A 13,518-nucleotide genomic window follows, 5' to 3' on the forward strand; every position below is an offset into this window, starting at 1 on the left:
TGCAGGGAGGCTCAGGGCTACTACTTCGCTCCCCCTATGGATATAGAGAATCTGAAAAGATTTTTGAGCAGATACTAAGAGCGGGCGACGGGACTTGAACCCGCGACCTCCTGCTTGGGAAGCAGGCGTTCTACCACTGAACTACGCCCGCTTACTTAATATTATAACCCCTGCAGAGCCTCTCGCAGGGGACCCCGTCTCCGTCCCCGTCAAGCCTCTTGAGCCCACAGACCCTGAAGTAAAAGAGTGCCTCCTCGCAAGAGGACATCTGACTGCAGAACCTCTTTTCCCCGCACCTCCTCTTCTTTATCGGTCTCCTCTCTGCCCACAGACCCTTTCTGCTTTCCACCGCATACCTGTACGCCCTCCTGAACCTCTCCACGTACCTTACGTTGGGCGGTATGGTCAGGAGGCTCGCATAGCCCTCCCTGAGGAGAACCTCGTTGAGCATCCTCCCGTCGGGCAGATACACGTAAGCTAAGAGCCTCCCGTACCTGTCCCTCTTCTGAAGGTCAAACTCAAGCTTGACCTTTGTCCCCGGCGGTATAAGCCTCTTGGTGAACTCCTTAGCCCTCTTTCCAAGCTCAACAACCCTCTTAATATCGCCAAACTCTTTCTGTCTGTATGCTCTTCTATTTATCCTGCTCTCGGGAGTATCAACGCCTATGAGCCTCACTTTTTCTCCTGAACAGAGGAAAGTATCTCCGTCTATCACCCGCTGGACGATGCACTCGTAGGCAAACAGGAGGGCTGGCATCAGGAAAGGAAGTAGGAACCTCGCCATTTGTAGGATAATATAAGTCCATGCGGGTTCTGATAACAGGCGGAGCGGGATTCATAGGCTCAAACATAGCCCTTACCCTTCAGGAGAGGTTTCCCGAGGCGAAGCTCTACGTCCTTGACAACTTCTCTTCGGGTCACTTCAAGAACCTGATAGGTTTTAAGGGGGAGGTAATTACGGGAGACATAAGGGAGAGGGAGCTCTGGGACTACCTGAGGGAGAGGTTTGCCTTTGAGGTCGTATTTCACGAGGCTGCCATAACCGACACTACAGTCACCGACCAGAGGCTCATGATGGAGACCAACGCTGACAGCTTCAGATACCTCCTTGACTCAGCCCTTGAGTGGGGTGCTAAGGTAATATACGCCTCTTCGGCGGGTGTTTACGGAAACACGGAGCCGCCCATGAGGGAGGACAGGGGGCTTGAGCCCGAGAACATCTACGGCTTTTCCAAGCTAATGATGGACTACATCGCCATGGACTACATGGAGCGCTTCCCCGAGATGAGGATAGTAGGCTTTCGGTACTTTAACGTCTACGGACCAAGGGAGTCTTACAAGGGAAAGACGGCGAGCATGGTATACCAGCTCGCCGTGAAGATGATGCACGGACAGAAACCGAGGATATTCAAGTGGGGGGAGCAGAGGAGGGACTTCGTTTACATAAAGGACGTGGTCAAGGCAAACCTCTTAGCCCTTGAGAGGGACGTATCGGGTATCTTCAACATAGCAACGGGCGAAGCCCGTTCCTTCAACGAGATAATAGATATCCTCAACAGGGAGCTGGGCAAGGAGCTTGAGACCGAGTACTTTGACTGCCCCTACGACTTCTATCAGGAGTTTACCCAGGCGGACATAAGCAGGGCGAGGGAAGAGCTCGGCTACGAGCCCGAGTACAGCCTTGAGGAGGGTATAAGGGACTACCTGAAGTTCATAAGAGTCTAATACTTCCTCTCAGCGGGCTGGTACTTAGTTATCCTTACGGGTATGTACTCTATTCTCAGCTTACCGTCCCTGTAGCTTATCAGGGAGTGCTTGAGGAAATTCTCATCGTCCCTCTCGGGGTAGTCCTCACGGGAGTGTCCGCCCCTTGACTCCTTCCTGTGAAGTGCCCCCCAGGCTACAGCCCTTGCAAGCTCAAGCATGTTCCTTAGCTCAAGGAGCTCAATGAGGTTGGTGTTGAACACCCTCGTCTTGTCCACCACAGGGATGTTCTCCCACCTTTCAAGAAGCTCGGAGAGCTCTTCATAGGCTGAGCTGAGGGACTTTTCATCCCTGAATATGCCCATCTTTGCCCAGGTTATCTCACCCATCTGCGCCCTCACCTGGGCGAGCTTCTCCTTGCCCTCTCTCCTCAAAAGCCTATCTATGAACTCCTCGCCCGACCTTGCCTCTCCCTCTGATACCTCAGCGTAATCGCTGTTCTTGACAAACTCCCTGACAGCCATCCCGCCGAACTTCCCGAAGACGAGGAGCTCTATGAGAGAGTTCCCCCCGAGCCTGTTGGCTCCGTGTACAGATACGCAGGCACACTCGCCTATGGCATACAATCCCCTCAGGGGGGTCCCTGAGGTTCTGTAGTTGGTCACGTGAACCCCGCCCATGCAGTAGTGGGCTGTCGGTCTTATGGGCACGAGGTCCTTTACCGGGTCAACTCCTTCAAAGTCTATGGCGAGCTGCCTCACCTGAGGGAGGCGTTCCTTTATCTTCTCCTCACCGAGGTGTCTGAGGTCAAGGTATATGTATGCCCTCGCTCCTTCACCTACACCCCTTCCCTCTCTTATCTCGTACTCAATAGCCCTTGATACCATGTCCCTCGGCGCGAGCTCCATCTTTTCGGGGGCGTATCTCTTCATGAACCTTTCCCCGAGCCTGTTGACGAGGTACCCACCCTCTCCCCTGCAGGCTTCCGAGAGGAGTATCCCCGTCTTTGCGAGACCCGTAGGGTGAAACTGAATGAACTCAATATCCTTGAGGGGAATGCCGTTTCTCAGGGCTACCGCCTGCCCGTCACCCGTGTTTCCTATGGCGTTGGTGCTCCTGAACCAGTATATCCTCGCAAATCCCCCAGTGGCTAAGACAACAGCCTTTGTCTGAAGGGTGAGGACCTCCCCGTTCTTTATATCGTAGATGGAAACGCCCTTTACTCTCTCCCCGTCGTGGATAAGGTCAAGGAGGAAGAACTCGTTGTAGAAGTCTATGTTGTCTTTAGAGAGAGCCTGCTCAAAGAGGGTGTGGAGAAGGACGTGCCCCGTCTTGTCAGCCGCATAGACAGTCCTCGGAAAGGAGGCTCCGCCGAAGGGTCTCTGGGCAATTCTCCCATCCTCAAGCCTTGAGAAGGGAACGCCCCACCTGTCCAGCTCGTAGATTATATCCGGGGCGTTTTCTGTCATGAAGAAGACAGCATCCTGGTCTGCAAGAAAGTCTGAGCCCTTTATCGTGTCGTAGGCGTGGGCTTCGGGGTTATCGTCAGGAACGACGTTCCCAAGGGCTGCGTTCATACCGCCCTGGGCAGCCCCAGTGTGAGAGCGGGTCGGATAAACCTTTGAGACCACCGCAACTTTAAGGGAGGGGTCCCTCGCTATCTCTATGGCAGTTCTTAGACCTGCTCCTCCGCCACCTACAACTACAGCGTCGTACCTCTTTATAGTCATAGAATAATAATATAATGAACTGGCTTCTCCTATCCCTTCCTCTTGTTGCATCCCTTTCCCTTCTGCTCGCCACCGCAGGTCTATACTTCTCCCTACGGGAGAGCCTCAAGAAGGTGAGCGTGCCCAGTGTTAAGAGGGAGGAGATTGATATCAACCCCATCCTTGAAGCCTTCAGGAAGGTGTTTCCTCAAGAGAGGGTAGAGAAGATAGTCCAGAGTGTAGGAGCTGGAAAAAACACCCAGATCAAGCTCCTTGGAACAGCGGTCGGTGTTAAAAATTTCGCCCTGCTCAAGGTTGATGGAAAGACCCTCGTGCTGGAGGAAGGTGAGGAGAAGCAGGGAGTGAGGCTGAAGAAGGTATGGCGGAAGGAGGCGCTCCTTGAGGTTGGAGGAGAGGAGCTCAGGCTGAGGGTCTCCCCTCCCGAAACTTCAGCTGAGGAACCAGCTCCAGCCGGGTCTTCCTCTGAGATAAGGATATCCAGGAGGGAGGTTGAGAGGATAACCAAGGACCCCGGGATAATGTTCAGAGAGATAAGGCTCGTTCCTTACGTTAAGAACGGCAAGACGGAGGGCTTCATCTTTGAGTGGATAAAGCCGGGGAGCCTCTTTTACAGGGCTGGGCTTAGAAAGGGAGACATCCTTATCTCCATCAACAACATGACCATAAAGAGCGGAGAGGATGCCTTCAGAATACTCCAGGCTCTGAGGAACGAGCCAAGCCTCAAGGTTGTGGTCCTGCGCCAGGGGCAGAGGAGGGAGATAGACGTCAGGATTGAATGAAGCTTAGCTTCAGAAACCTCTTAGCCTCCTCAGGTTTCTCTTTAAGAATCCTGTGGGCGAGCTCCTTCGCTTCGGGGCTCGCTCCCTTTGGAATCTTCCTTCCGAGCTCCCCCTCAAGCTCCCTAACCCTCTCCAGGAACTTAGCCCGGGCTATTATGCTTGCCACGCTGACCGCAACGTCCCTCTCACCCTTCTCAAAGAAAAGGACCCCCTCAATATCCTGAAAGGGATTCCTGCCAGAGTACCTGTCAACGTATATCCTCTCAGGGCTCAGCTCCTCTTTAACGCTCAGAATTATCTTTCTGTAGGCGTCGTCCATGAGCCTGTTTATGTTCTCGTACCTTTCGTAGAGCTCGTTCAGCCTTTCGGGCATCAGGACTATGCACCTCGTCCTGACGAGCCTTTTCAATTTCTCCGCCTTCTGGAGAACTTCCTCGTCCTTCATGCTTTTGGAGTCCTTGGGAGTCAGGCTGAGCACCTTCCTGAAGTTCTCGGGCGGGATGACGGCACAGCATAGGACGAGGGGTCCAAAGATGTCTCCCTTCCCAACCTCATCACACCCCGCAAGGGGTCCTTTGGGAAGCTCTATCCTTTCAAGGATCTTCTCGGTCCATTCTTTAGCTTCTTTTCCTTGTATGAGCAGAACACCGGAGGGATACATGTTGAGGTAAACCCCATCCCCTTCGTAGCTCCAGAGGGTGTTCTTGACTTTCCTTTTCCTCAGTCCCGAGGCTTTTAGGAGCCTTTCAACCCTCTCTATCTGGTCGTGGGGGACTCTAAGGGAGCGGTTCTTACTTCCCATACCTGAAGAATTATGCCTATATTTTTATCCCTGATGCTGGTTGATGAGTTCGGTGTTGCGGTCATAGGAGGAGGTCACGCGGGCATAGAGGCTGCCCTCGCCTCTGCGAGGATGGGGGTAAAGACCGTCCTCTTTACCTTGAACGCGGACTCCATAGGTCAGATGTCCTGCAACCCGGCGATAGGCGGGATAGCGAAGGGAATAGTGGTGAGGGAGATAGATGCCCTCGGGGGCGAGATGGGGAAGGCTATTGACCGGACTGGAATACAGTTTAAGATGCTCAACACAAGAAAGGGTAAAGCGGTCCAGTCTCCCAGGGCACAGGCTGACAAGAAGAGATACAGGGAGTATATGAAGAGGGTCTGTGAGACCCAGGAGAACCTGTACATAAAGCAGGATGAGGTGGTTGACATAATCCTGAATTCCCGGGGTGAGGTTGTCGCCGTAAAGACGAAGCTCGGGCTTGAGTACAAGGTGAAGGCTGTCGTTGTGACGACGGGTACCTTTCTCAACGGTCTCATATACATAGGGGACAGGACCTTCCCCGCAGGCAGGGCTTGGGAGCCGAGGTCCGAGAGCCTCGCCGAGTTTTACAGGAGGTTGGGCTTCCCCCTGCTTCGCTTTAAGACGGGAACTCCCGCAAGGCTTGACTCCCGCACCATTGACTACTCTGTCCTTGAGAGGGCTCCGGGAGATGACCCCCCACCCAAGTTCTCCTTCTGGACAGAGCCCGCAGGTTCCTACTGGTTTGAACCCGGTAAGGAGCAGGTGGACTGCTGGATAACCTACACAACGGAGAAGACCCACGAGATAATAAGGAAGAACCTCCACAGGACAGCCCTTTACGGAGGGCTCATAAAGGGGATAGGTCCGAGGTACTGCCCCTCAATTGAGGATAAGATAGTTAAGTTCCCCGACAAGCCGAGGCACACCGTATTCCTTGAACCCGAAGGGCTTGATACTATTGAGGTCTACCCCAACGGTCTCTCCACCTCCCTCCCCGAAGAGGTCCAGTGGGAGCTCTACCGTTCCATACCCGGACTTGAGAAGGTTGAGCTCATAAGGCCGGCTTATGCCATTGAGTACGACGTTGTCCCTCCGACGGAGCTTTATCCAACCCTTGAGACCAAGAAGGTCAGGGGGCTCTTCCATGCGGGGAACTTCAACGGGACGACTGGCTATGAGGAGGCTGCCGGTCAGGGCATAGTTGCTGGCATAAACGCTGCACTGCGTGCCCTTGGAAAGGAGCCCATATACCTTAGGAGGGATGAGAGCTACATAGGGGTGATGATAGATGACCTTACCACCAAGGGGGTTACCGAACCTTACAGGCTCTTTACATCCCGTTCAGAGTTCAGGCTCTACCTGAGGCAGGACAACGCTATCCTAAGGTTGGCTAAGCTCGGACACGGTCTCGGACTCCTGAGCGACGAACAGTACCGACTTGTCAGGGAGCTTGAGGAAGAGATAGAGCGCTGGAAGGAGTTCTACAGGAGGGAAAAGGTTACCGTCTCGGTCGGCGAGGAGAGCAGGAGCTACAGCGTTGCCACCCTCTTTACAGCCAACCACACCATAGAGGACATAAGGGATAAGTTTAACTGCGAGGTGCCAGAACATCCCTACGTTAGAGAGGAGCTTGAGATCCAGCTCAAGTACGAGCCCTATATAGAGAGGGAAAGGAAGCTGAACGAGAAGCTTAAGAGGCTGGAAGACATAAGACTTCCCGAGGACATAGACTACGACAGGATACCGGGACTCACCAACGAGGCGAGGGAAAAGCTAAAGAGGATGAAACCCCTCACCGTCGGACAGGCTGCGAGGATAGACGGGATAACGCCCGCCACGATAACAGCCCTTCTGATACACCTCGGGAGGCTGGAGTGATATACTTCACCTCCGACACCCACTTCTATCATCAGAACATAATCAGACTGAACCCAGAGGTGAGAAAGTACGGCTTTGAGGAGAGGATAGTGGAAAACCTTGAGAAGCTCCTGAGGGAGGGAGACGTAATCTACCACCTCGGTGACTTCACCTGGGAGCTCAACGACAGCAGGAGGATACTGGAGAGGTGGAAGAGGCTGAAGGCTTACAAGGTGCTCGTTCTGGGGAACCACGACCTTCCCTACGGAAAGGAGCTTCTTAGAGAGTTCTTTGACGAGGTTCATGAGTTCTCAACAACCCTTGAGATTGAGGGCGTCAGACTCCTTCTTTCCCACTACCCCGCCCTTGATCTGAGGACGGAGAGGTTTCCTGATAGGCAGGAGAGGGTAGTCCGGGAGTTTATCTCAAGGGGATGCGATGGGCTCGTGCATGGGCACGTCCACTACAACGGCGGTGGTCCGATGTGCGGCTGCTCCCTTAAGGGGATAAGGTGTGTGAACGTGAACACAGAGCTTCATGGCTTCAAGCCCGTAAGCCTCTCCCAGATAATAAGAGAGATGAGAAGACCTCAAGGAAGTCCCTCTCCTCTATATCCAGCTCTCTGAGAGAGACTATCCTCCTCCTGAGGAACTCTTCGGGGATACCGAGCAGACGGGAGGCTGTCCCGTAATCAAAGCTCGTGTAAACACTGCCGTGAAGCAGGAAGGACCTCTTGGCGGTGCGCATAGCCATGGACACAACCTTCCTGCCGTTGATGCTCAGCTCTCCGAGGGTAGGGACCCAGAAGCAGAAGAACCTGTCAAGGTACCTTCCCCTGAACCTCTCCATCTTCACCTCAACCCCGAGCCTGTAGAAAGCTTCCCTGAGTATGGACGATACAGAAGAGTATATTGAAGAGGGCTTTGTGCCCCACCTTTCCCTTATGTCAGCTATGGCGAAGGAGACATCCCATCCGTGGAGGAGCGCACCACCACCCGTAGGTCTTCTCACCACAGGTATGCCCGACACCCTCTTTTCCTTCTGAAAGTGTCCCAGACTGAGACAGACCCTGTCCCATCTGTAGATGCGAAGTAAACCCTCCTGTCTTTCGCCCCTCTCAAGGGTGAGGAGGGCTTCCTCGTCCCTCCTCATGTTCTCCTCAGGAGACAGCTTCTCTATATGAAGGGTCTCCATTCACCTCAGGCGGTTTCCTGCTTGTGCTTCTCTATCCTCCAGAGGTTCCTCCTCTCGGTAGGAGAGACGAGGCTTATAGCCGTTCCTTCCCTGCCGAGCCTTCCCGTCCTGCCTATCCTGTGGGTGTAAACCCTCGGGTCCTCGGGCAGGTGGAAGTTTATTATCAGGCTCACACCCTCTATATCCAGTCCCCTGGAGGCAACGTCCGTTGCTATCAGAACCTTTGTCCTGCCGTTCCTGAAGGCTCTCATGACGCTCTCGCGTCTGGGCTGGGTCATGTCTCCGTGCAGAGCCTCAACGTTGAAGCCCTTCTTCTTGAGCTGGTAAGCCATATCCTTGGCGTTCCTCTTCATCTTAACGAAGACGATTATCTTCTCCCCTTCGTTTTCTTTCAGGATTCTCTCAAGCTCCTCGTACTTGTGAAGCTCAGACCTAGTCCTGACAACTATCTCGTTAATTCTGGGCTTGAGCTCCTCAGACTCAACGCTCACGTGCTTGAAGTCAGGCTTCATGAACTTCTTGGCTATCTCCTTTATCTCCCTCGGAACGGTCGCGGAAACGAAGAAGGTCTGCCTCTCCTTGGGTAGCTTCTCCACTATCCACTCAATATCCTCCCTAAAGCCCATATCAAGCATTATGTCCACCTCATCAAGGACGAGGTACCTGAAGGTATCAAGTCTGAGAGCTCCCCTTTCAATCAGATCCTTTATCCTTCCGGGAGTTCCGACCACAACGTCGGGTATCCTCTTGGAGAGGAGTGAGAGGTCCCTTCCGACCGATGTGCCTCCGTAGAAGGAGAATACGCTTACCTTTGAGAACCTGGCGAGGTCCCTGAGGTGGTCTCTTATCTGTATAGCAAGCTCCCTCGTCGGAGCAAGGATCAGAGCCCTCTCACCCCTTCCGATCCTTTCAAGGATGGGTATCCCGAAGGCTCCCGTCTTTCCCGTTCCAGTTCTCGCCTGAATTAGCATGTCTCTGCCCTCAAGGGCAAAGGGTATCGCCGATTCCTGGATCGGTGTTGGCTTTGTGAACTCAATCTCTCTGAGCGCACTCTGGAGTCTTTCACTTAGCTGGTTGAATGTGAACTGCATATATTCCTCCTTGAGTTTTTATAATGCCTTAAAATTTAGTGTACGCTTTGGATTTTGCAAGCACAATGTATTATCATCTTACATGAGACCATAAATCGGGAGGTGGGTCATGGAAAAGCAAACCAAACAGCTGGGAGCATGGGGACTCGTTGTTGCCCTTGTCGGCGGTCTGCTCGGTGCCTTCATCCCCTTTGCGGGACTGATAGCCCTTGCGGGCTGGATTGCAGCCATAGTAGCCTACTTCAGGGCTTCAAAGGAGCTGGGGGAGCCCGAGATAAAGAGCAACATCATAAAGGTCATAGTTGCGGGGGTGCTCGCACTCTTGGTGGTCATATTCTCGGGGGGCATGATCATGGCTGGCATCATGTCTGGCTCCGGTAAGATGGGTATGGGAATGGGTGGCACGAGCTTCGTACTCCTGCTTGTGGCTTGGGTTCTTGCTCTTGTAGCTTCCTGGTTCTGGTACAGGGCGAACGCCCTTCTGTCAGATAAGACCGGCATAGGGCTCTTCAAGACGGGGGGATTGGTTATGTTCGTTGGAGCCCTTCTGGCGGTCATCGTTATAGGCGGACTTGTTTCGCTCGTTGGGGAGATACTCCTCATAGTTGCCTGGTTTAGCGTACCAGAGGGCAGTTCCCAGGCTCAGTCGTAAACCTTCACAACCCTGTAGAAGGTGTCCCTCTCAACGGGCACCTTCCCCGCCTTCTTTATCAGGGATACGAGCCTCTGGGCTGAGTGTCCGTAGGCGGACTTGGTTCCGGCTGAGTGGACTATCCTCTCCTCCTCTATGGTGCCGTCAAGGTCGTCCGCACCAAAGTTAAGGGCTATCTGTGCTACCTTCTCACCGAGGGTTACCCAGTAGGCTTTTATGTGCTGGAAGTTGTCAAGGAAGAGTCTTGAGATCGCTATGGTCTTTAGGTCATCAACCGAGGAGGTTCTCCTGCCTCCGAGTCTCGTGCCCTCGGGCCAGTAAGCCAAGGGTATGAATACCTGGAAGCCTCCTGTCTCATCCTGTATCTTCCTAAGCTCCGAGAGATGCTCAACCCTCTCCTCAAGGGTCTCAATGTGTCCGTAGAGCATGGTAGCGTTAGTGGGTATGCCGAGCTTGTGGGCTGTTTTGTGAACCTCAAGATACTCCTGGGCGTTCGCCTTGTTAGGAGCTATTATCCTCCTCGCCCTCTCCGAGAATATCTCAGCTCCTCCTCCCGGCAGGGCATCCAGCCCCGCTTCCTTTAGCTCTGTCAGAACCTCCTCGTAGCTCTTCTTTGATATCTTCGCCATGTGGTGTATCTCTATCGCCGTCCAAGCTTTAACCACAACCTCGGGAAACCTCTTCTTTATCTCCCTGACGAGCTCTACGTACTTCTCGTATCCCCAGTGGGCTGGAATTCCTCCAACCATGTGAACTTCTTTGCCACCGGCTAAGTAGGTCTCCTCAACCTTCTTCAGAACCTCATCAAGGCTCATCTCGTAAGCGCTCGGGTCAGATTTCTTCACACCGAAGGCACAGAAGTCGCACTGATATACGCATACGTTGGTGGGGTTTATCTGTCTGTTGATTATGAAGTAAGCGTTCATTCCGTTCTTCTTGCGGTTCACGTACTCTGCGAGCTGTCCTATAGCAGCGAGCTCGTTGCTCCTGAAGAGGTACAGGGCATCCTCTTCGCTCAGCCTCTCTCCAAGAGCTACCTTCTCGGCTATAAAGGCAAGCCTTTTATCCTGCGTGGTCTTGATAACGTCATCTATCACAATCTCCATGGCTATCCTCCTGCTAAGAGGAGATTATATACTTCCTGCCCAACTCTGCCCAGATAAATTATTAGTATGAGCATGCTTTTGGACAAGTTTAAGGGGACGATCTTGGGGGCTGCTCTGGGGGACGCCCTCGGGAAGAGCGTTGAGGATATAGTTGAGGAAGAAGTTTACGAGTTCTACGGGGGAAGGATAGAGGGCTTTGTGCCTCCCCATCCCTCAAGCCCGGCTTACGGACAGCTACCTGAGGAGACCTCCGATGAGACCACGATAATGAGGATACTCCTTGAGAGCCTCGTCTCCCGCAAAGAGATAGACCTTAGGGACTTTTTAAAGAGGCTCATCCTGTGGTACGAGGACGAGGCGAGCCACAGGTATCCCGACCCAGCCCTCCTGAGCGCTATAGACCTGCTATCACGGGGGATTGACCCCTCAAGGCAGGGTCTGTCCTCGGGGTCTGTGGAGGGCATCCTGCGGAGCGTGGTCGTTGGGCTCTACCACTACTACAACCCTGAGCTGGCAGCGGAGGGTTCAAAGCTCGTCTCAACGCTTACCCACCGGAGCGTTGCGGTCTCGGATGGCGCTGCTGTCCTGGGTAGTGCCATCTCTTACCTCGTGCTTGAGGAGTTTGACCTCAGGAGCATGAGCGAAAGGATACGCTTCCTCAACGCCCTAAAGAGGTTTGTGAGTGAGAGGATGCACGAGAGAACCCTTGACCTCGTCCAGGAGCTCCTCTACGAGCAGGCGGGGCTTGAGATAGCGGTCAGGAATATAGGGAACGGAACCTTTGTCTTTGAAGCTCTTCCTCTCTCGCTCTTTATCTTCCTCTCCAACATAGAGACTCCCTTTGAGGCTCTCCTGTGGGCTGTCAACTCTTACGGAGAGTTTGGAGGGGATACCGATGCTATAGGCTTCATCGTCGGCTCTCTGGTGGGAGCCTACTTCGGCAGGTCTGCTTTCCCCGAGCACCTGCTCGCTGAGCTGGAAGGTTCAAATAGGTATGAAGAATTGGCAGAAAAGCTGTATGATATTACAGAAAATATGATAATAAGGAGGTAAAGATAATGCCTTACAAACTACAGGAGAGCTTTTTGAACACGGCGAGGAAGAGGAGAGTCAAGGTTTCTATCTATCTTGTGAACGGTGTAAGGCTTCAGGGAAAGATAAGGTCCTTTGATATGTACACAATCCTCCTTGAGGATGGGAGACAGCAGACGCTCGTCTATAAACACGCTATAACGACTATAATCCCCCACGAGAGGCTTGAGATAGAGTTTGAGGAGGCGGGAGTACCGGGACAGGCGTAGTCCCGGTCTTTTTAAAACATCCCCGGCGGTTTGCCCTTTGAGATCACTAGCCTGTCAACGGGCTTTCCACCCTTGAGGTGTTCCTTGATTATCTCATCAACGTCCTCAACCTTAACGTTCCCGTACCATATCCCCTCGGGATAGACGACTATTGTGGGTCCCATCATGCAGGGTCCGAGGCATCCTGTCGGTGTCACCGCAGTTGACATGAAGAGTTCCGGGTCTTCTTGGAGCCTCTCCATGAAAGCCTGATAGACCTCCCGTGAACCCTTCTCAGCACAGGAGCCCTGTGGATGACCCGGTGGTCTCTGATTTACGCATACGAACACGTGCCTGAACTCCATATCTTCACCTCCGGATTTTTTCTTAATTCTATCAGTCTATCTATACGAACTCTTATGAGTTTTATCAACTACTTAAGAACCTTCTTGGTCTTTATGTAGAAGATATAAAGGTCAAGCTCAGCCTGCGTTATCCCCAGCTGGTTGCAAACTTCCCCCAGAACCTTCTCCGCCTCAAGGTACCTCTTCGGGGTCATGGTCTTTACCTCCGGGAAGAGGCCGTTTTCAGTTAAGAACCTGTAGATGTGTCTGTCTATTATCGCTATGTCCTTCTCCCCTATGTTCCTGAGGAAGTGGGAAGCCTCCTTGTAGCCAAAGCCCTTTATCTTGAACTCAGAGTTCGTGTCAGCCAGTAGCCTGCGAATCTCCTTCCTGTCCTCCCCGCTCCTGAGTAGCTCCAGAATCCTATTCCACTTTTCTCTCGCTTCAATTATCCTCTCAGCCCTCTGCTCCGGGAAGCGGTGCCCGTGCCTTCTTATAACCTCAACGAGCTCCTCGTAGAAGCTCATGAGAAAGCCCTCATCCCCCAGCTCCGCCTGTATCCTTATCCCCATTGCAGCTGAGGAGTTGGCTGTCAGCAGGCAGAAGCAGAGCTCGGAGAACAGACCAGCCTCGTAATCTATGTCAAGGAAAGGCCTGAAGTCAAAGTGGGTCCTTCCCTCCCTTCCCAGCCTCTCAAACTCCCCTATCCTCTTCAGGACGTACTCCCTGACCTTGGGTATTACAGAGCTTACCTTTTCAAGGGCGAGCTTCATTGCAGGATGTACTCCCTCTGATATAGTATCTTCAAGGTTTCCTCAAGCCTCTCCTTGAGCCTGCTCGGGCTACCTGAGACTATGTTCACGTGCCCTACCTTCCTCCTGGGCTTTGGCTCTTTTCCATACCAGTAAAGGCGGGAACCCTTTACCGATAGGAGCTCAGGCAGGTTTATCTCTTCAAGGGGGAGACCGAGTAT

15 protein-coding genes, 1 tRNA gene and 1 pseudogene are annotated in these 13,518 nt (G+C 53.1%); 7 read left to right on the top strand and 10 right to left on the bottom strand.

All coding sequences use genetic code 11. The features are described from left to right. Positions 1-79 precede the first annotated feature (79 nt). Both AC1HCM_RS01790 and AC1HCM_RS01795 read right to left on the bottom strand, forming a co-directional pair. A tRNA-Gly gene (locus AC1HCM_RS01790) sits at positions 80-151 on the bottom strand. After that, positions 152-784 (bottom strand): thermonuclease family protein, encoded by a 633-nt coding sequence (locus tag AC1HCM_RS01795; protein WP_479460065.1) that lies wholly within the window; start codon positions 782-784, stop codon positions 152-154. A 20-nt stretch (positions 785-804) separates the two neighbouring features. Here AC1HCM_RS01795 and rfaD point away from each other — a divergent pair, with 20 nt between their 5' ends. Further along, a complete protein-coding gene (rfaD, locus tag AC1HCM_RS01800; protein WP_479460066.1) occupies positions 805-1,725 on the top strand; it encodes an ADP-glyceromanno-heptose 6-epimerase in 921 nt (306 codons plus the stop codon). Here rfaD and AC1HCM_RS01805 read toward each other — a convergent pair. Next, the gene (locus AC1HCM_RS01805) at positions 1,722-3,428 is read right to left on the bottom strand and encodes an FAD-dependent oxidoreductase (protein WP_479460077.1); all 1,707 of its coding nucleotides are present in this window, start codon (positions 3,426-3,428) and stop codon (positions 1,722-1,724) included. The two genes, rfaD and AC1HCM_RS01805, sit on opposite strands and share 4 nt — an antisense overlap. 20 nt (positions 3,429-3,448) lie before the next feature. On the opposite strand from AC1HCM_RS01805, the gene gspC reads away from it, so the two are divergent. Next, positions 3,449-4,213, top strand: coding sequence for a type II secretion system protein GspC (gene gspC / locus AC1HCM_RS01810; protein WP_479460067.1), 765 nt, complete (start codon positions 3,449-3,451; stop codon positions 4,211-4,213). Here gspC and rnhC read toward each other — a convergent pair. After that, positions 4,200-5,015 carry a ribonuclease HIII gene (gene rnhC / locus AC1HCM_RS01815; protein ID WP_479460068.1) on the bottom strand — a complete coding sequence of 272 codons (816 nt, stop codon included), beginning with the start codon at positions 5,013-5,015 and terminating at the stop codon, positions 4,200-4,202. The genes gspC and rnhC overlap by 14 nt on opposite strands. Positions 5,016-5,048: 33 nt before the next feature. Here rnhC and mnmG point away from each other — a divergent pair, with 33 nt between their 5' ends. Together mnmG and AC1HCM_RS01825 are read left to right on the top strand one after the other, a co-directional pair. After that, the gene (gene mnmG / locus AC1HCM_RS01820; RefSeq protein ID WP_479460078.1) at positions 5,049-6,899 is read left to right on the top strand and encodes a tRNA uridine-5-carboxymethylaminomethyl(34) synthesis enzyme MnmG; all 1,851 of its coding nucleotides are present in this window, start codon (positions 5,049-5,051) and stop codon (positions 6,897-6,899) included. After that, on the top strand, positions 6,896-7,504 hold the full coding sequence (locus tag AC1HCM_RS01825; RefSeq protein ID WP_479460069.1) for a metallophosphoesterase: 609 nt from the start codon (positions 6,896-6,898) through the stop codon (positions 7,502-7,504). Before mnmG ends, AC1HCM_RS01825 begins: the two co-directional genes overlap by 4 nt. Here the strand turns inward: AC1HCM_RS01825 and AC1HCM_RS01830 are convergent. Further along, positions 7,422-8,072, bottom strand: a complete 651-nt coding sequence (locus AC1HCM_RS01830) for a lipoyl protein ligase domain-containing protein (RefSeq protein WP_479460070.1) — start codon at positions 8,070-8,072, stop codon at positions 7,422-7,424. The genes AC1HCM_RS01825 and AC1HCM_RS01830 overlap by 83 nt on opposite strands. Before the next feature lie 5 nt (positions 8,073-8,077). After that, on the bottom strand, positions 8,078-9,163 hold the full coding sequence (locus AC1HCM_RS01835) for a DEAD/DEAH box helicase (RefSeq protein ID WP_479460071.1): 1,086 nt from the start codon (positions 9,161-9,163) through the stop codon (positions 8,078-8,080). A gap of 109 nt (positions 9,164-9,272) precedes the next feature. On the opposite strand from AC1HCM_RS01835, the gene AC1HCM_RS01840 reads away from it, so the two are divergent. Then, the gene (locus AC1HCM_RS01840; RefSeq protein WP_479460072.1) at positions 9,273-9,815 is read left to right on the top strand and encodes a DUF996 domain-containing protein; all 543 of its coding nucleotides are present in this window, start codon (positions 9,273-9,275) and stop codon (positions 9,813-9,815) included. Here the strand turns inward: AC1HCM_RS01840 and mqnE are convergent. Continuing rightward, a complete protein-coding gene (gene mqnE, locus AC1HCM_RS01845; protein ID WP_479460073.1) occupies positions 9,806-10,921 on the bottom strand; it encodes an aminofutalosine synthase MqnE in 1,116 nt (371 codons plus the stop codon). The genes AC1HCM_RS01840 and mqnE overlap by 10 nt on opposite strands. Before the next feature lie 72 nt (positions 10,922-10,993). Between mqnE and AC1HCM_RS01850 the strand changes: the two genes are divergently transcribed. Then, positions 10,994-11,974: an ADP-ribosylglycohydrolase family protein gene (locus tag AC1HCM_RS01850; RefSeq protein ID WP_479460079.1), complete on the top strand. Its 981-nt coding sequence runs from the start codon at positions 10,994-10,996 to the stop codon at positions 11,972-11,974. Positions 11,975-11,979: 5 nt separating this feature from the next. Then, positions 11,980-12,222: an RNA chaperone Hfq gene (hfq, locus tag AC1HCM_RS01855; RefSeq protein WP_479460074.1), complete on the top strand. Its 243-nt coding sequence runs from the start codon at positions 11,980-11,982 to the stop codon at positions 12,220-12,222. A gap of 11 nt (positions 12,223-12,233) precedes the next feature. On the opposite strand, the gene AC1HCM_RS01860 is transcribed toward hfq, so the two are convergent. The 3 genes and pseudogenes from AC1HCM_RS01860 to AC1HCM_RS01870 all read right to left on the bottom strand — a co-directional run. Beyond that, on the bottom strand, positions 12,234-12,566 hold the full coding sequence (locus tag AC1HCM_RS01860; RefSeq protein ID WP_479460075.1) for a (2Fe-2S) ferredoxin domain-containing protein: 333 nt from the start codon (positions 12,564-12,566) through the stop codon (positions 12,234-12,236). Between the two features lie 68 nt (positions 12,567-12,634). Then, positions 12,635-13,318, bottom strand: a complete 684-nt coding sequence (locus AC1HCM_RS01865; RefSeq protein ID WP_479460076.1) for an N-glycosylase/DNA lyase — start codon at positions 13,316-13,318, stop codon at positions 12,635-12,637. Continuing rightward, positions 13,315-13,518: pseudogene (locus AC1HCM_RS01870) on the bottom strand (5-(carboxyamino)imidazole ribonucleotide synthase); the annotation flags it as partial. The gene AC1HCM_RS01865 and the pseudogene AC1HCM_RS01870, both read right to left, overlap by 4 nt.

This window comes from Hydrogenivirga sp. (genome assembly GCF_056450045.1).